The following is a 17,363-nucleotide window of genomic DNA, read 5'->3' as shown; positions in this document are numbered from 1 at the left end:
AAAGCGGGTCTTGTGAAGATTCTGCGTATTCGGGGCGTTCCGTGGTTTGTCTTTCGCCGACTTGCCCTTTAGGCTTCGCGCGTGGCCGAGAAGAACATCGTGTATTTCGATCTGGAGACGCAGCGCAGCTTCTCGGATGTGGGCGGCTCCGCGCACAAGGACAAGATGATGATGTCGGTGGGTGTGACCTACAGCACTGCCAACGAGAGCTATCGGGTCTACGGGGAAGACGAGGTGGACGAACTCGTCAAAGAACTCCTCAAGGCCGACCTGGTGGTCGGGTGGAACCACGTGGAATTCGACTACCCGGTGCTTCAGGGGTACACGGTTTTCGACCTGCCGAACCAGACGCTGAATCTGGACATGATGCTGGCCTTGCAGGAGATCCTGGGATTCCGGCTGAAGCTGGATGCCGCTGCGGCGGGTTCACTCGGGATGGGTAAGACCGCCGATGGCCTGGATGCGCTGAAGTGGTGGCAGGAGCACAAAAAGACCGGGAACATCGAGCCGCTGATGAAGATCGCGGAGTACTGCGCGTTCGACGTGAAGGTGACCAAGTGCGTTCACGAATACGCGGTGGAACATGGTCATCTGAAGTACCACGACCGGGGTGGGCAGCTGCAGGAAGTCGAGGTCGATTGGAAGTAGGGAGGGATCCCGCCCACGGAGCTGGTGCGTTCAGGAGGCGTAGTAGCGACAGAACGAGTCGAGCTGGCCGTCCGGTCGGATGACGTGGGTGCAGCATCGGTCGATGCGATCCTCATCCCAGTCCCAGGCATCCATGAAGGGCTTGATGAAAAGGCGGAAGGCGTGGCTTTCGTCCATCTCAAAGCGGTGGAGGAGTTCACCCAGCTCGGTGTTTTCACAGCCGCACTTGATCAGGTCCTCCAGCTCGTAGCGGACCTTGTCGCGGAGGAAGTCGTGCATGCCGGAGAAGTCGATGAACTCCGAGATGCTCTTGAGGCCGAGGGGGGTGCGTAGGAGGTAGCCGATGGTCGCGCAATTCGGGTCACCGCAGGGGAGTGGGGTGAAGTCTCGGGTATCCAGCGGGCTGGCTTCAGCATCGAGCAAGGCCAGCAGGATGTCGCTGGCATTCAGTCGTTCGAGCTGGGCATCGGGGGAGCGTCCGCTGGTGAACATCGGTTGATAAGACACCCCGCGGCAACTGGGATGTCTCAGGCCCACTTTGGCGGTGCCCCAGCACTGGTTCAGGTTCAGGGAGTTCACCGTCATGGCCAGAGTGAAGGGGATGCATTCGGTGTCGCAGTGCGCCATCACCTCATTCTTCACGGGCCTCAGGTCCGTGCCTCTGAGCTCGCGCTGTCCGGCTTCCTCGGGGCCGTCGTATTGAAGGTAGAGCTGGAAGTGTCCGCGTCTGGCTCGTTCACCCAGAGCGGTGCGAAAGTCAGGTTCCCGGGCGATGCGAAGGCCGTTGGTATTCAGCAGGCAGTAGTCGATCCGCGGTTCTTCGTGGATCCAGTCGAGCAACTCGAAAAGCTCCGGATGGAGGGTGGGCTCGCCACCGGACAGCTGGAGGATTTCGATGCCGCCTTTGCGTTCGAGGACGCCTTCGATGCGGGTCTTGATGGCATCCAGAGGGTGCGCCTGCAGGCGGTCGGCATGCGCCCCGACCGGGGAATCGGCGAAGCAGGTGGGGCAGGCGAGATTGCACGAGTCGACGATCTCGATCAGAGCGAGGCAGGTTGCGAGCGTTTCGGGAGTTCCGGGTTTGTCGGCGTTCTGTCCGAGGGTGCCCAGCGGGCCGCCGTCCGCGGTCGGGCAGGCGCACCCGGGTCCGCATGCATTTGAGGGATCGCCGGTGGAGAGCCAGTGGAAGCGAGCGTCGCTGGCGATGCAGTGGTCGTGAATGCCGTGGATCGGGCACGTGCGGCTCATCCAGATTTTCGGCGGCTTGCCTCCGTCCTTCCAGACCTCGGCAGCGCAGAGTTCGTGGCAGACCGGGCACTTCGATGTAGTCTTTTTAAGAATCTCTCGAAGGGAAGGGATCATGGATTGGGGTGGGCGGCAGAGAGATCCAGTGTGGGGACGAATGGGGCGAGCACTAGCGGGACCCTACCAAGACTGGGAAGCCATGAAAGCGCGCGCTGCCTTGATTTGCTCTCGCCAAACTGCGGGCCGCCGCGATAGATTCGGGGCGTTCTAAAAATTTTACGGAATCAGTTGGCACGCCCCCTGCTCTCCGCATTCAGACCATCCGCCAAAAATGAAGAAAATCGAAGCGATCATTAAGCCATTCAAGCTGGAAGAAGTGAAGGAAGCCCTCGCCGAAGTGGGCATTCAGGGCATGACGGTGACCGAAGTGAAAGGCTTCGGTCGTCAGAAGGGCCACACGGAGATTTACCGTGGTTCCGAGTACACCGTGGACTTCCTTCCGAAGGTGAAGATCGAAATCATCGTTGATGATGAGCAGGCACCCACAGTGTCCGAGGCCATCGTCAAGAGCGCCAACACCGGCAAGATCGGTGACGGCAAGGTGTTCATCTCTCCGGTTGAGGAAGCCATCCGCATCCGTACTGGAGAAACCGGTTCGTCGGCTGTGGCCGTGAACTGACCCGTTTTCCTGGTTCTGTTGTTCTTGTTTCATGGCCGGTTGCCCACTGTGGCAACCGGCCATTTTTTTTGGCGAACGGCCGGAGTCTAACAGGATTCGCGCGAACTGTTACGATCCTGATGATTTCTCCGTGATGGTTCCGTGACGGAAGCGTCACTGCCTGTCCCTTCGTCGGATAGAGCAGGAAGGGTATTGGCTCACAGCTTCCTTGCTGATGAGTTCATTATCGTCCCTTCCATCGTTGTTTCGTCGGCTCACCTCATGGTTCGTGGTGGAGGGGCTCAGTCCCAGCGCCGGGAACCTGCGGCATCGCCTGTTGGCTGCCCTTGTGCTGGTCGTGACCGCGCCATGGATGTGCCTCGGGCCGTCGCTGGCCTTGGAAACCGCGATCCTTCTGCCGGCGGGTTCCGCATCCGCCGTTTCAGCCGACCTCCTTCCCGACAAGACTCCGGAAAGGGTTGAAGAGGGGAGCAGGTCAAGCGATGTGGATGAGACGTTTCGTGAGGGTCACGTGGGGTGCGAAATTGATCCGCCGTTCTTGTTCGTTCCGTTCGCGGCGGACGGGGTGAGCTACCTGCTGCTGTTGGAAACGAGTGGCTCGTTGTGGGGCCAGCCGCTTCATCCCCAGAACTGGGTGGAGGTCTATGCGGAGGAATCTGATCCCGACCAGGTGGAGGAATCCGTGGCCACCGGGCATCTTGATGAGGAATTGCCGCTGCCGGACGCCGAGGTGGGGATGGATCCGCCCGAGGAAAATGGCGAAGGATGGGTGCCTGCCGACGCTCCCGAGGGGGGCGAGGACCCGGAGATCCCGGACGATATCCTGCGAGAGCGGCCAAGAAACCCGACCATGGTGGAGCAGGAAGTCGGGCAATGTGCGGTCGCGGGCGAGGTGTCGGACGCCACGACGCTTGAGCCGATTGCCGGCGCGATCGTCTCGGTGGTGGGCACGGGTCGTGAGGACGAGACTGATGCTCAGGGGCGTTTTGAGATCGGTGGGCTGCCGAGTGGTGACTACTCCATCGAAGTTCTGAAGCTGGGATACTCCATGGGTGAAACGACGGCCAGCCCGCGTCCGGGTTCTCCCGCAGAGGTTCGACTCGCGCTGAGGGTGAAGCCGACGGGGGCAGACGAGGGTGAGTTCCTGTTGGCGGAGGAGGTCATTGTCGGCGAATACAACGAGTCGAACCAGGCGGACTTCGACCTGGGGATCGAGCTGGGAGCGAACATCGGATCGGGTTTGGACAAGTCCGAGTTCACCCGGTCCGGCATCAGTGATGCCGCGGGTGCGGTTTCGAAGATCGCAGGGGCGAATATCGTTGGCGGCAGGTATGCGGTGGTTCGGGGTCTGGGCGACCGCTACTCCAATACGACGGTCAATGGGGCACTCATTTCGAGCGCGGACCCTTCGCGCAAGTCAGTCCAGCTCGACCTGTTCCCGAGCGACCTGTTGGAGTCCATCAACATCTTCAAGACCTTCACGCCGAACTATCCCGGTGAGTTTGCGGGTGGTTTGGTGGCCATCAACACCCTTTCGTTTCCGGAAGAAGCGTTCGCGGAGTTCGAGATGGAAACGGGGTTCAACGAGAATCTCGACGCGGATACCTTCTACACCGTGCCCGGACGTGATCTGGGGCTGCTGGGAAAACCCAATGATGGCTTGGGTCCCTTGGTGGGTGATCTGGCCAGTGGTGGATTGTCCGAAGGTTGGGACGGACGGAGACCACCCAATCTCAACAACCCGACCCAGGCCGCTGCTGCGGAAGAAGGCATCCGGGCGTGGAATTCGCTGCACCTGAGCGGTGGCATGAGACCCGCGGCAAGGGACCCGGAACTGGGTCGGGGTTTCTCGGCATCCTTCGGCAACACGCACAAGTTCGACAATGGGCTCGAGGTGGGGTTTGTCGGTTCCGGTGTGTGGGGTGCGGGGGATCAGATCCGACAAGGCGTCGAAGTTGGCCGTGTTTTCAACGGTGGTGCAGACGGCATGGTTGGAACCGCGGATGATCGATTGGAACGGACGCAGATCGAGGATCGATACACCGCCTTCGCCGGCTATGGCCTGCTCGGTAGCATCGGGGTCCGGGCGGGTGACCGGCATCAGATCTCGTATACGTACTTTCAGAATCATCGTGGTGAGGACCAGGTCCAGCGGGGTCGCGATCTGTTGGATGAAAGGTCGACAACGGGGACGTATCTTCCGGCCAGTCAAAACCCGTTCGGTGCGGGTGCCTATACCTATCAGGCATTCGATACCATCACGCCGCTTCAGCGGACGCTCACCCTGAATCAGGTCGTGGGTGGTCACGAGTTTGGTGATGAGGATAACCCGATCGAGTTCGACTGGGTGTTCTCAAGGAGTGAAGCCATTGAGGACCGGGCGAACACACGGACCCTGTTCTACTCGCAGCTCGACTTTGCCGACCCCCGGATCGTGACGGAACAAGGGGATGTCTATGATCCCAGCCTCGGGACCGTCTTCACCGCTGCGGATGTGTATGACCTGAGCCCGCCGGAGAATGAGAGCTTCCGTGAGAGTCTGAAGACCGTCGAAGAAGCAGGCAATGAAAGGGTCGACCTCGTCTTCCCTGTCTGGGACCGGAACGAGAATGATTGGTTCAAGTTGTCAACCGGCCTGAATCATTTTGATCGGGATCGTGAAGTCAGGGGACGGTTCTTCATCAATCGGGTGGGCAATGGCTTGAATGGGAACCTGCTCGACCGGGATGGCGGTCAGTATGGCGTCGACTACCTGAACAACTACGACTCGTTGTATGAACCGGATGGCACTCCGAAATTCGATGGCTGGTCGGGGAATCCCAATCGGAGCGATAAGTTGATTCTTCTCGAGCAGTCGACCTCGGGTCGAACCGTGCGGAATGTGGATGCCTCGACGGACCTTGCCGCAGGCTACCTGATGGGGGATCTGAGTCTGGCCGGTTGGAGTATCGTGGGTGGTGTCCGCTACGAAGAGGAGGAGCGGACGTATGATGTGCTTGCCGGGCTGAATCCGAGCTTTGCCGTGACTCCGGGTCCGGTTTCCGAGAGTTCCGCCTACTGGCTTCCGGGGATTGTGATCGGGCGGGAGTTCGGGCGCGACCAGCAATTTGATGTCACCTTGGGATGGTCCAAGACCGTGGCCCGGCCGACCTTCTACGAGTTCGCTCCGGTGATCACGGAGGATCAGGCCAGTGGTGACGAGGTACAGGGAAATCCCGATCTGACGGATACAAGGATCAGTAACTATGATCTGCGGGTTGGCTGGCGTCCGACCAACGATACCTCAGTGGCGGTCAGTCTGTTCCACAAGAGCATGACGGATCCGATCGCTCAGGCGTATGAGTTGGGCAGGAAGACGTGGGTGAACGGGGAAGAGGGGACCTTGCAGGGTGTGGAGTTCGAGGTGAGTCACCGGTTTCTGGAGGATTGGTCCATCAGTTCGAACTTCACCTACATTGATTCATCGCTGGTGTATCTTCAGCGTCGTGGTGTGATGTTTGATGAGATCAGCACGACATTCGAGGGTCAGCCGAATCATATCTTCAACATGAACCTCGGATGGGATGATGCAGATAGTGGGTGGTCGGCGAATCTGATCTATAACTTCACGGGTTCGTATCTCACTGGCGTTCCCTTGAGTGATGTCGATCCTGCGATTCGCAGGGAGTCATTCGATCTCCTGGATCTGGTGGTGCAGAAAAGATTCGATCTGTGGGACGGTGTCGGAATCGTCAAACTAAAGTGCGGGAACCTTCTCGATTCGGTCGATAAGCAGGTCTTCGACGGGACGGACCTCGTTTACGAGTCCTACAGTCCTGGCCGCAATTTCAGTCTCTCGTTCAAGTTCGAATACTGAGCTTGGAGTTGCGGTCCACATCGGATCAACCACTACCAAGATACATGAAACGAACCAGAAAACTACTCCTCGCGGGTGCTTTGGCCATCCCGACGATCAGCTTTGCAGCTGATGTCGAGATCACAACAGACGTCACTGAGAATACGACGTGGACGAAGGACAACGAGTATATCCTCAAGAAGCCGATCTTCGTGACGAATGATGCGGAACTCACCATCGAGCCCGGCACCACCATCTACGGCACCGAGGATACCGTCGGTGGTACCTTCGGCTCGCTCGTCGTCACCCGTGGCGCCAAGCTGTGGGCCAACGGCACCTGCGACGAGCCCATCGTCTTCACCGCTCTCGAGGAGCGCGACGGACCGGGTGGTGATCCCGGCCAGCTTCCGCTCGATCCCGAGTTCGACGCCAGCTACTGGGGTGGTGTCATCCTGCTCGGAGACGCGCCGATCAACTTCTACGACGGCAACGTCCAGCAGACCGAGAACGAGATTGAGGGTTTCCCGACCGGACTCGGCCAGAGCACGCTCTACGGTGGTAGCGACGCGACCGACAACAGCGGCGCCCTGACCTACGTTTCGATCCGCTGGGGCGGCTTCGAGTTCTCGCCCGGCAAGGAGATCAACGGCCTGACCCTCGGTGGAGTCGGTTCCGAAACCACCATCGAGAACGTCGAGATCTTCGCCAACAGTGACGACGGCCTCGAGATCTTCGGTGGCACGGTGAACACCAAGCGCATCGCGGTTGCCTTCTGCTGGGACGAATCGTTCGACCTCGACGAAGGTCACGTCGGCTACCACCAGTTCTGGTTCGCCATCCAGAATGCCGACGGTTCGGTCGGCGACAAGCTGGGCGAATGGGACGGCGGCAACGGCACGCCGGACAACTCGACTCCCTTCAGCCTCCATCACATTCACAACGCGACCCTGATCGGTGGCGGCGTCGGCGTGAACAACGGCATCGAGATGAAGGACAACTACGCGGGAACGCTTTCCGACTCCGTGATTTCCGAAGCCGCCATCGCTCTCGGCGACCAAGACGACGGTGTCGGCAGCCCGAAGCCGACCTTCCAGTTCAACACCTGGGGCAACTTCAGCTCGGCCGGCCTCCAGGCCAGCATCGGTGGAGCCGGTGCCGGCGATCCCGCCGGCTCGGACAACGGTGCGATCGGCGTGGACATCAAGCTGCGCGGCATCAGCCGGGTCGCCGACGGTGGCCTTGACCCCCGTCCGCAGGCGGACAGCCCGCTGCTTGGCGCGCCTCTCGCGGGATTCCCGGGCGGTGCTCCGGCCGGATTCTTCGAAACGGTCGACTACCGTGGTGCCTTCGGAACCGACACGACCTGGCTCGACGGCTGGTCCTATCTGTCGCAGGCCGGTTACTTGGGTGAAGTCTGCAACGACGTCGAAGTCACTGCCGACATCACCACGTCGACCACCTGGACCAATGACAAGTGCTACATCCTCAGGAAGCCGATCTTCGTGACCAACAACGCCGTTCTCACCATTGAGCCCGGCACCACGATCTACGGCACCGAGGACACCGTTGGTGGCACCTTCGGCTCGCTCATCATCACACGTGGTGCGCAGATCATGGCCGAGGGTACCTGCGAGCAACCCATCGTCTTCACCGCCCTCGAGGAGCGCGATGGACCGGGTGGTGATCCCGGCCAGCTTCCGCTCGATCCCGAGTTCGACGCCAGCTACTGGGGTGGTGTTATCCTGCTCGGTGACGCACCGATTAACTTCTACGATGGCAACGTCCAGCAGACCGAGAACGAGATCGAAGGCTTCCCGACCGGGCTCGGCCAGAGCACGCTCTACGGTGGCAACGATGCGACCGACAACAGCGGTGTCCTGACCTACGTTTCCATCCGCTGGGGCGGCTTCGAGTTCTCGCCTGGTAAGGAGATCAACGGCCTGACCCTCGGTGGTGTCGGTTCCGAAACCACCATCGAGAACGTCGAGATCTTCGCCAACAGCGACGACGGCCTCGAGATCTTCGGTGGCACGGTGAACACCAAGCGCATCGCGGTTGCCTTCTGCTGGGACGAATCCTTCGACCTTGATGAAGGTCACGTGGGTCATCACCAGTTCTGGTTCGCCATTCAAAATGCCGACGGTTCGGTCGGTGACAAGTTGGGTGAGTGGGACGGTGGCAACGGTACGCCTGACAATGCCACACCCTTCAGTCTCCACAACATCTACAACGCGACCCTGATCGGTGGCGGTGTGGGCGTGAACAACGGGATCGAGATGAAGGACAACTACGCGGGAACGCTCTCCAACTCCGTGATTTCCGAAGCCGCCGTGGCGCTCGGTGACCAGGACGATGGAGTTGGCAGCCCGAAGCCGACCTTCCAGTACAACACTTGGGGGAACTTCACTTCGGCCGGTCTGCAGTCCAGCATCGGTGGTGGAACCGCAGCTGACCCAGCCGGCTCGAACAATGGCGTCATCGGCGTCGATCCGAAGTTCACTGGTATCAGCCGCATCGCAGATGGTGGTCTGGACCCCCGTCCGGCCATCGACAGCCCGCTGCGCGGTGCGTCGCTTGCATCGTTCCCGGCGGTTGCTCCACTGAACTTCTACGAAACCGTGGATTACCGGGGTGCCTTTGGTGACACGAACTGGCTCTGGGGTTGGTCCTACCTCTACAAGGCGGGCTATCTCAGTGCCGTTTCAAAGGAGCAGATCGCTGCTTCGAAGCCAAGCGAGGACACCGGTGGTGGCACGCCTCCGTTCGCCGACAGCGACAACGACGGCATCTCCGACACCCTCGAGGGAACCCAGGAGTTGGCCGACCTAGGCTTCACCGTGGGAAGCGACGACTCGGGCCTGTTCTCCGACTTTTCGACCAGCCAGCAGCTGCTGGACATCGATTACTTCGCGAACACCATCAACGGCACTGGGTCGATCCTGACGCTTCAACTCGAAGGTTCCACCACCCTCGGTGGCTGGACATTCGAGCAGGACGTCAATGTGCCACTCCCCAGTGGAACGAAGTTCTATCGCTTCACTGACGGGAACTGATCCACGGATCGGTTGCTGAATTCGAACCGCCCGGTCCGCAAGGATCGGGCGGTTTTTGTTGATACGTGGATTGTTACGGATTGGGCGCGTTCGTTCAGGGGGCTGACTGACGAAACCGTCACATCGTGGAAGTCGGCAAAGCATGGAGAAACCCATTTGATTCGCGCGCTTCCGAAACCATGCGTGCGCTTCCATTGATCATAGCCCTTCTCCCGGGATTCTCCGCGATTTCCTCTGCTCAGGAGGATGGGGAATCCCGCACGGAGAAGTTGAAGGATTCGGTCCGGGAATGGATCGAAACGATGCGGGAAATCCAGCAAGAGGAGGATTCATGGGAGCAGGACCGGGAATTGTTGGATGACCAGCGGACGGCCTTGCGGACCGAGATCGAACAGCTCACCCGGCAGGTGGCGGAAGCCAAGGTCGAGAAGGAAGGTGCCGACAAGGATTCACTGGATCAGGAGGCCAAACGTGATGCCTTGGTCGAGGCCAAGGAGTTGATGCAAACAGAGGTGCGGGCTCTTGAGGAGCAGCTTGTCGCCCGGCTTCCGTTTCTTCCTCAGCCCTTGGTGGAGGACCCCCGGGTCAAGGAGTTGATGGCTCAGGTCAGGAAGGACGTCACTTTGAAGGGAGATGCTGCGAAGAGTGGTCTTACGAAGAGACTGAACAACGTGCTGAACGTTTTGAGTGAGGCCGAGAAGTGGCAACAGACGGTTCACTTGAAGCCTGAGCTTCATGAGACCAAGGACGGGAAGAAGCTCAACATGAACGTGGTCTACTTCGGCCTGGGATCGGCCTACGCGGTCGATGACTCCGGGACTTATGCCATGGTCGGAGCACCCACCGTCGAGGGTTGGAAGTTCGAGGAACGGAACGAGTTGGCGCCACGTGTTCTCGAGATGGTGACCGTGCTCAACGGTGATGCCGATGCGAAGTTCATCAACCTACCCATTGATCTGAGATGAGAAGAGTGATTCAAATGCTGGCTCCGGTGGTTCTGCTCGGCGGTCTGGGTGCCCAGACGGTGGCGGAGAAGCAACTTGCCGATGCGCGCAAGGAGCTTGAGGAAACCAGAGCGGAATACACCGCCATGCGGCGTGCCTTGTATCGGGAAATCAACACGCTCGATGATCAGGCGCTGGAGCTTGGGCGGGAACTGCGCACACTGGAGAAGGCCGCGCAGCGGAGAAACTCAAGTCGTCTTGCACTCACTCGTGAGATCGAGGGGCGCGAGGCGGAGTTCAACTATGCGGTGGGGGTGCTGAACAACTACAGCGGTGCGATGTTGACCCGTCTGCACCCGGCGGAGAACCAACTGTACAAGTCGAGACTGGATGACGCGACCGCGAAGGCCGGTGCGTCTGCTGACGACCAGGCCACGGAACTGAAGGAGCGTCTGGTGGCGGCGGAGGTGGGTCTGGCCCGCTTGGAGGCGGTGATCGGTGGCCATCAGTTCGAGGGCGAAGGCCTTCGCAATGGCACCGAGGCAATCCGGGGCAAGCTGTTGGTCATGGGACCATCGGTTTACATGAAGTCCGATGATGGAAACTTCGAAGGAGTCGCGACTTTCGGGGCGACCGGCACCGAGCTTCCGACCGTGGTCGGCTTGACCACGGTGGAAGGAGGCATGATTTCCGATGCTGTGGCGAACATGACGGGTGAGCTGCCGCTGGATCCGACGATGGGCAAGGCCGTCCAGGTGCTTGCGGCCGAGGAGAGCCTTGATGAGACCATCGCCAAGGGGGGGATCGTGGGTTATGCCATCCTGGGTCTCGGGCTCATCGCGGTGGGATTGACCTTGTTCAAGGTGTTGGAAATCACTCGCTTCGCTGTTCCATCCCGACGCCTGATCAATGAGATCATCGATGACTTGTTGGAAGGCAGGAATGATGCGGCGATGGCCAAGGCATCGGGTGTCGGTGGGCTTTCCGGTGATCTGGTGAAGGTGGCGGTGGAGCGTTTCCACGACAAACGCCGGGTTCTGGAAGAGGCGATGTTCGAGAAGTTGGTGGTGGTGAAGCCGCGGTTGGAGCGCTTCCTGCCCTTCCTCGGCCTGACGGCTGCCGCGGCGCCCTTGATGGGCCTGCTTGGAACCGTGCTGGGCATCATCAAGACCTTCAAGGCCATGGCGCTCTATGGCTCCAGTAACCAGAAGGCCTTCACGCAAGGCATTTCCGAAGCCCTGATCACCACGGCTGAGGGTCTGGTGGTGGCAATCCCCGTGCTCGTTCTCCATGGGTTGATGAAGAGTCTAGCGAAGGGGAAATACAGTGAGGTCGAAGGTGTGGCAATTGCCTTGATGAACGGAACAACCGAGTTGGGTCGCAGCCCGGCCCCAGTGTCTGAGGATGATACCCCCGACGAGGATCCTGAACTGATCGCCAACCCTGTCTGATAAGTCATGCCGGGTATCCTACGAGACGCGCTCCAGATCTTCCTTTCGGGAGGGGGGATCATGTACATGCTGGGCGGGGTTGCATTCATTCTCTACGCAACGGCCTTCGCGGCATTGACCTATGTGAACCACGGCAATCTGAACAAGAAGGATGCTGCGAAGTGGGAAGCTTGGCTGAAGCATCCCGATCAGGCGGAGGGACGGATGGGAGAAGCCATTCGTTATGTCCTTCATGGCGATACCCTGACGATCAAGACCGTTCAGAGGCGATTCAACGAGATCCGGTTGAATGCGGTGTCGGCAATTGATCGGCGACTGATGGTGGTGAACACACTCACCGCCGCCGCCCCACTCGCTGGTTTGTTGGGGACGGTGATGGGGATGCTCGCGATGTTCGCCGGACTTTCCAAGGGGCAGGGAGCGGGAGGCATGCAAGCTGTGGCGAGTGGCATGCAGGAAGCCCTGATCACAACCCAGACCGGGCTGACCATCGCCTTGCCCGGTTTGTTCATCGCTCTGGTGGTGAAAGGGAAGCGGGATGGTGTGGCCGCGGCCCTCACCCAACTGGAGAGCATGATCGTAACGAAGCGATTCAAGAACTAACGACGATTCTCATGTTTGGACGCGGTATCAGCGAAGAAGCCGACGAAGAGGTTCATGTCGATCTCTCACCGATGATCGACTGCATCTTCATCCTGCTCATCTTCTTCATCGTTTCGACGGTGTTTGTGGAGGAGACGGGGGTGGAGGTGAACAAGCCTGATGTGGGTGCGGCAGCGAGTGCCTTGGACAGCAACTCGATTCTCCTGGCGGTGACGAAGGACGACAAGGTGTTCTACGGTGGTGAGAGCATCGGGATTCAGGGTGTGATCGGGAAGATCAAGCCTCTGCTGACCGAAACGCCTGACATGCCGGTGATCATCCAGGGCGATCAGGAATCATCCCACGGAACCGTCCAGAAGGTCCATGGGCAGGCGATGCTCGCCGGGGCGCAAAAGGACAAGATCTCGATCTCCACGAAGTAGGTGAAGAAGGAACTCCACGTCTATCGACCGCCTCGGGGGCGCTACACCGGGATCTTTGCGATCCTCGGTGGTCTCGTGGCAACCATCGCGGTATTCGTGGCGATCCCTCTCTCGCAGAAGTTGTCGGACATGACGAGTCCGACCTCCGCCCCTCCCCCTGAGCTCGAGATCGAGCCCCCGGAGTTCGCGGAGCTGGACGAGCCGCCGCCACCGGAAGAGACCGAAGAGGAGCCACCGGAGGAGCCGATGGATGAACAGCCGAATCTGGATCTTGGCATGGATCTCGGGGATCTGAGTGTCGGGACGGGTGGGGCATTTGTGGTGGAGATCCCGAAGTTCGCGATGGGAGGAGGCGATGACCCGTTCGGTGCGGGTGGGATGGACAGTCCGCCTCAGCCGTTTTCGAAGTCCCAGCCCGTCTATCCGAACAAGCTCCTCAGCAAGGGAGTCGGCGGCAAGGTGGTATGCGCGGTCATGGTGGACGCCAATGGCGGTGTGACGTCTGCCAAGATCCGCCAGTCGTCGGGCAACGGGGAACTCGATGGTGCGGCCTTGAAGGCCGTCCGCAAGTGGAAGTTCAAGCCGGCCGTTCGAGGCGGCAAGAAGGTCAAGGCCACCGCGTTGGTGCCATTCAATTTCGAAGTGAAACGATGAAGTTCAGATATCCCATGCGCCCGTTCCTCCAACTCCTATTGTTCTGTGCATCGCTCATGCCGGCTGCTGCCGATCGCATCATTCCACCGAGTAATCTCTTCCGTGACCCGACCTTCATTCGAGAGTTCGTCGGGAGTTATGGGTTTCACTCGGAGATCGAACCGAAGGTGAGTGCGGCGGAAGGTCGGGAGCTGGTGAAGATCCGGGAGTTGTTTGAGAAGAATCAGTTCTCTGCTGCGGAGCAGCAGTTGGTGAGATTCATCAAGGAAACGGAAGCTCCAAGTGATCCGGAGAAGCAGCCACGTGAGATCAGTGCGGCCATGGTATTCGTGCTCGGCAATCTGTATTTTTCCGCGGAGCGGACGGATGAGGCGCGTCGAGCGTTTCTGGAGGCGATTCGGCGGTTTCCGAAGTTCCGTCGGGCCCACGTGAATCTTGGCTACCTCTACATTTCGAAGGAGGAGTTCGACAAGGCGATGCGCCATTTCCAAGAGGCGGTTTCATTGGGCGAGGGGAATCCCCGGGTGTTCGGGCTTCTGGGATACTGCTATCTTCTCAAGAAGAACGCCCTCGCTGCGGAGAATGCCTACCGGCAGGCGTATCTGCTGGATCCTGAGTCCCGCGATTGGAAGCTGGGTCTTGCTCAAGCACTCCTGCAGCAGGAGAAATTGGCTGAAGCGACGGCATTGCTTGATACCTTGATCGAAGCGTATCCCGAAGACAGTCAGCTGTGGCTGCAGCAGACGAATGCGTTGCTTGGACAGGAACGGAAGATGGAGGCGGCAGTGAATCTCGAAGTGCTGCGCATGAAGGGGCTGGCGGGAGAGGCTGAACTGAATCTGCTGGGTAACCTTTATATGGATCAGGGGGAGCCTCAGTTGGCCTTGTTTGCCTACCTTGCAGCGATGGACAAGAGTGAGAAACTCGACATCGCACGAACGCTCAAGTCGGCGAAGATTCTCAACGATTATGGGTATCCGGAGAAGGCGGAGGCATTCGTCGAGAAACTTCGATCGCGTGCGGGAGCTGGCTTGAGTGCGGAAGAGAAGACTGACCTGGATCTGGTGGAAGTTCAGATTGCCCGGACGGCAGGCGAGATGGAGCGCGTGGGCCGGTTGCTTGAGGTGCTTGCGGATGGTGACCCTTCAAATGGCGAGGTCCTGCTTGAACTGGGGCGTCACTACGATTCGATGGCGAAGCTGGAAGAGGATGAGAAGAAGAAGGGCGAACTGCTGATGGAAGCGAAGACGCGGCTTCAGCTGGCATCCGGGAATCATGATGAGGGAGTCTCGTATGGAGCGAGTCTCGCCCTTGGGCAATTGTTTGTTAGGGAACTCCAGTACGTGAAGGCGATGCCTCACCTGCAGCGGGCTCTGGAGATCAAACCCAGCGAGAATCTGAAGGGATATGTCGGCAAGGTACAACGCGCCGCTGACAGGCAGCAGCAACGCGAGGAGCGCGAAGCTGAAGAGCGTGCCGCCAAGGAGGCTGCCAAGGCTGAAGAAGCAGGGAAAACCAACTGATTGATACGGATGAGAACAATTCTGATTTTGACGGGAGCATGCGTATGCTCGCTTGGTGGGAAGGCCGCGGCCAACGAGGCTCTCGACATTCTCGAAGGCAACAAGGATGTCAGTGAGATCCAGTTGCCTCCTGCCCCTGAAGGGGAAGAGGACGAGCTGCTGGAGGAGAAGCCTGCGGTTTTCGTCCCGCCGACATGGCAGGAAAGTCCGGTGCTGGATGATGTCTGGTCACGGGCCGTCTTGTTTGAGGACGAGACGAACCCCTGGGTGCAGCAGTTGGCGGTGATGGGAATGTTTCACTGGAGCGGCTCTTGGGGGACGGCGGAGGTGGAGGGTGCGCCGAATGTGAACCTCGACACCACGAGAACCCGTCGTGCACGGCTTGGGGCACGAATGAAGATTTTCGGCAATACCGAGTTGGAGGCGGTGGGTGAGTTCGCGGGAGATGCGAACTTCCAGCGCATCGAGCGGTTGAAGGGGCGGACCCGGGTGATGCCGAACCACTACGTCGACTACGGTAAGTTCCGGCCAACGTTCGGGATTGAGCAGTCGAAGGACCCTCAGGAGTTGTTGACGCCGGAGCGCAGTTTGCTGAGCAGCATGTTGATGCCTGCGAGCACCTTGGGCGTGACCTTCTCCCAGGATTGCGCGCCATGGGATTGGGGGCTGGGTTGGTTCTCGGGTGCGCAGGACCGGTATATCCCGGGCATCCAGGGAAATGGCTTCCTGGTGGCCAATCTGGCCTATGAGTCCGCGGAGCGGCTTGAGGATGGAAGCGCGATGCGCACGCGCTGGCATCTGGATTACATCTACAACATGGACGGGGACGAGAGCCGTTCGATTCCGCGTTATCAGATGGCGGGTCGGCTTGCTTCGAACGGAGCACAGCGGATCAACCGGAATCCGGCCTTCCGTCACATGGTCTCCACCGGTGTGGAGCTTGAGGCGGATCGGTTTGCCTTTGAGGGTGACTTCCAGCTGGCGAACGGTGATCTGAATGCCTGGGGCATGACGTTGACACCGAGCTACTGGGCCATTCCGGGTACGCTGCAGGTGGTGGGGCGTTACCACTACGCGGATACCGACCAGGCGGGCGGTTTGGTGGGTGGCCTGGGTGCGGGGAGTGATCCGTTCTATGATGCCTCGCCGGTCTTCATTGGAGACGAGTTCCATTCATTCTACCTCGGGGCAAACCTCCATGTGTACCAGGACAAGATGGTCCTGCTGAATGGTGTGGAGTATGCCCTGATGAAGGATGAAGCCGGCGGCGGATTCGAGACCGACGCCTGGATCTGGCACACCGGCGCCCGGGTTTCGTTCTGACCTCGACCTTTACCAGCCCGAGTAGTCCTCCGGGACATGGTCCTCAGACCCTGCCAGTGAGCAGGTGATCGCGAGTGTGCCCAGATTGGGGATGGTCGGTGACGGGGTGTAGGTGCCGTAGCCGGGACAACTTGGATAGGTTTCGATGAAGTTTCCGGGACCCACGACATCCACCCCAAAGTCGAATGCCACCCCGTCGTTGAGTCCCCTCAGATTCTGGTAGGATCGGACAGCTTGCTGTGCGTTCCGGATGTTCATGATGCATCCAGCCCGGTCGGATCCGCGTTTCCATGCGCGACCTCCAATGAAAAGCACGCTGATCAGCGCGAGGAGGACAAGGATGACGACGGTCAGTTCGATCAAGGTAAGACCTTTTGGTCGAGTCCAGCGGGTGGGTTTTCTGCGCAATTTCATGTACGGAATTTCCTCAGCTTGTCGAAGGGCCGGGGACTCCCATCTGCTACGACGGAAAACTAAGCATTTATGGAATTCCAAGTCAAATACGTGATCACGTAGTTCCTCTGCCCATTGCAGCCTTGCCATTCGGATGGTTCAGCGTCGGCGCCAACCGGGTTTCTAGCCCGTAGGCTGGTTTCAGGCCTTCGACTGAAGGGCGTGGTTCCAGGAAGAGATCGCTTCCTGTGCGATGTGACTAAGGCGGCTCTGCATGGCGGGTTGCTCGGGCAAGGTGTCGCCATCCCGGGCGCTGGTCTCGAGTTCCTCAGCGATCCGTGCCACAGCGGGGAAGCCAGCCATCTGCGCCGCACCTTTGAGTCGGTGTGCGGCTTCCCGCAGGCCTTGGCGGTTCCCCTCATTGATTAGGGATCCGAGTGCCGCCGCTTGTTGATCAAGGCCGTCGACAAAATCCTGAAGGATCTCGACAAGCTCCGGGCTGCTCAAGCCGCCAAGGGATTCGATATGCGGGAGGTCGATGGCTTCCATCCGCCACAGTGTGGTCGATGACACTGCTCGTGCAAAGCGAG

14 protein-coding genes are annotated in these 17,363 nt (G+C 59.5%); 11 read left to right on the top strand and 3 right to left on the bottom strand.

The window, feature by feature from the left end; all coding sequences use genetic code 11:
* Positions 1-81: 81 nt before the first annotated feature.
* Entirely contained in the window at positions 82-648 is a 567-nt protein-coding gene (locus tag JIN81_RS14215; protein WP_200281110.1) for a ribonuclease H-like domain-containing protein, read from the top strand.
* Positions 649-678: 30 nt separating this feature from the next.
* On the opposite strand, the gene JIN81_RS14210 is transcribed toward JIN81_RS14215, so the two are convergent.
* Positions 679-2,010, bottom strand: a complete 1,332-nt coding sequence (locus JIN81_RS14210) for a radical SAM protein (protein ID WP_200281108.1) — start codon at positions 2,008-2,010, stop codon at positions 679-681.
* A gap of 214 nt (positions 2,011-2,224) precedes the next feature.
* Here JIN81_RS14210 and JIN81_RS14205 point away from each other — a divergent pair, with 214 nt between their 5' ends.
* From JIN81_RS14205 to JIN81_RS14160, 10 genes are all read left to right on the top strand, one after another.
* Positions 2,225-2,572, top strand: a complete 348-nt coding sequence (locus JIN81_RS14205; RefSeq protein WP_200281105.1) for a P-II family nitrogen regulator — start codon at positions 2,225-2,227, stop codon at positions 2,570-2,572.
* Positions 2,573-2,786: 214 nt separating this feature from the next.
* On the top strand, positions 2,787-6,428 hold the full coding sequence (locus JIN81_RS14200; RefSeq protein WP_200281102.1) for an outer membrane beta-barrel protein: 3,642 nt from the start codon (positions 2,787-2,789) through the stop codon (positions 6,426-6,428).
* Positions 6,429-6,472: 44 nt separating this feature from the next.
* Positions 6,473-9,460 carry a hypothetical protein gene (locus JIN81_RS14195; protein ID WP_200281099.1) on the top strand — a complete coding sequence of 996 codons (2,988 nt, stop codon included), beginning with the start codon at positions 6,473-6,475 and terminating at the stop codon, positions 9,458-9,460.
* A 179-nt stretch (positions 9,461-9,639) separates the two neighbouring features.
* On the top strand, positions 9,640-10,425 hold the full coding sequence (locus tag JIN81_RS14190) for a DUF3450 family protein (RefSeq protein WP_200281096.1): 786 nt from the start codon (positions 9,640-9,642) through the stop codon (positions 10,423-10,425).
* On the top strand, positions 10,422-11,855 hold the full coding sequence (locus JIN81_RS14185) for a MotA/TolQ/ExbB proton channel family protein (protein ID WP_200281093.1): 1,434 nt from the start codon (positions 10,422-10,424) through the stop codon (positions 11,853-11,855). Before JIN81_RS14190 ends, JIN81_RS14185 begins: the two co-directional genes overlap by 4 nt.
* Positions 11,856-11,861: 6 nt before the next feature.
* Positions 11,862-12,458, top strand: coding sequence for a MotA/TolQ/ExbB proton channel family protein (locus JIN81_RS14180; protein WP_200281091.1), 597 nt, complete (start codon positions 11,862-11,864; stop codon positions 12,456-12,458).
* An 11-nt stretch (positions 12,459-12,469) separates the two neighbouring features.
* Complete coding sequence (locus JIN81_RS14175) at positions 12,470-12,880, top strand: ExbD/TolR family protein (protein ID WP_200281089.1); 411 nt, start codon at positions 12,470-12,472, stop codon at positions 12,878-12,880.
* Positions 12,881-13,534, top strand: coding sequence for an energy transducer TonB (locus JIN81_RS19510; RefSeq protein WP_200281087.1), 654 nt, complete (start codon positions 12,881-12,883; stop codon positions 13,532-13,534).
* Positions 13,531-15,057 carry a tetratricopeptide repeat protein gene (locus JIN81_RS14165; protein ID WP_200281085.1) on the top strand — a complete coding sequence of 509 codons (1,527 nt, stop codon included), beginning with the start codon at positions 13,531-13,533 and terminating at the stop codon, positions 15,055-15,057. The genes JIN81_RS19510 and JIN81_RS14165 overlap by 4 nt, the downstream gene beginning before the upstream one ends.
* Positions 15,058-15,066: 9 nt before the next feature.
* Entirely contained in the window at positions 15,067-16,380 is a 1,314-nt protein-coding gene (locus tag JIN81_RS14160; RefSeq protein WP_200281083.1) for a porin family protein, read from the top strand.
* Between the two features lie 9 nt (positions 16,381-16,389).
* Here the strand turns inward: JIN81_RS14160 and JIN81_RS14155 are convergent, their stop codons facing one another.
* Together JIN81_RS14155 and JIN81_RS14150 are read right to left on the bottom strand one after the other, a co-directional pair.
* The gene (locus tag JIN81_RS14155) at positions 16,390-16,794 is read right to left on the bottom strand and encodes a type II secretion system protein (RefSeq protein WP_200281081.1); all 405 of its coding nucleotides are present in this window, start codon (positions 16,792-16,794) and stop codon (positions 16,390-16,392) included.
* A 180-nt stretch (positions 16,795-16,974) separates the two neighbouring features.
* Positions 16,975-17,346, bottom strand: a complete 372-nt coding sequence (locus JIN81_RS14150; protein ID WP_200281079.1) for an Hpt domain-containing protein — start codon at positions 17,344-17,346, stop codon at positions 16,975-16,977.
* Between the last annotated feature and the right edge of the window lie 17 nt (positions 17,347-17,363).

This window comes from Haloferula rosea (assembly GCF_016595525.1).
Lineage (GTDB): Bacteria > Verrucomicrobiota > Verrucomicrobiia > Verrucomicrobiales > Akkermansiaceae > Haloferula > Haloferula rosea.
The sequence above is the reverse complement of the archived record's forward strand: the minus strand, read 5'-3'. Positions and strand labels throughout refer to the sequence as shown.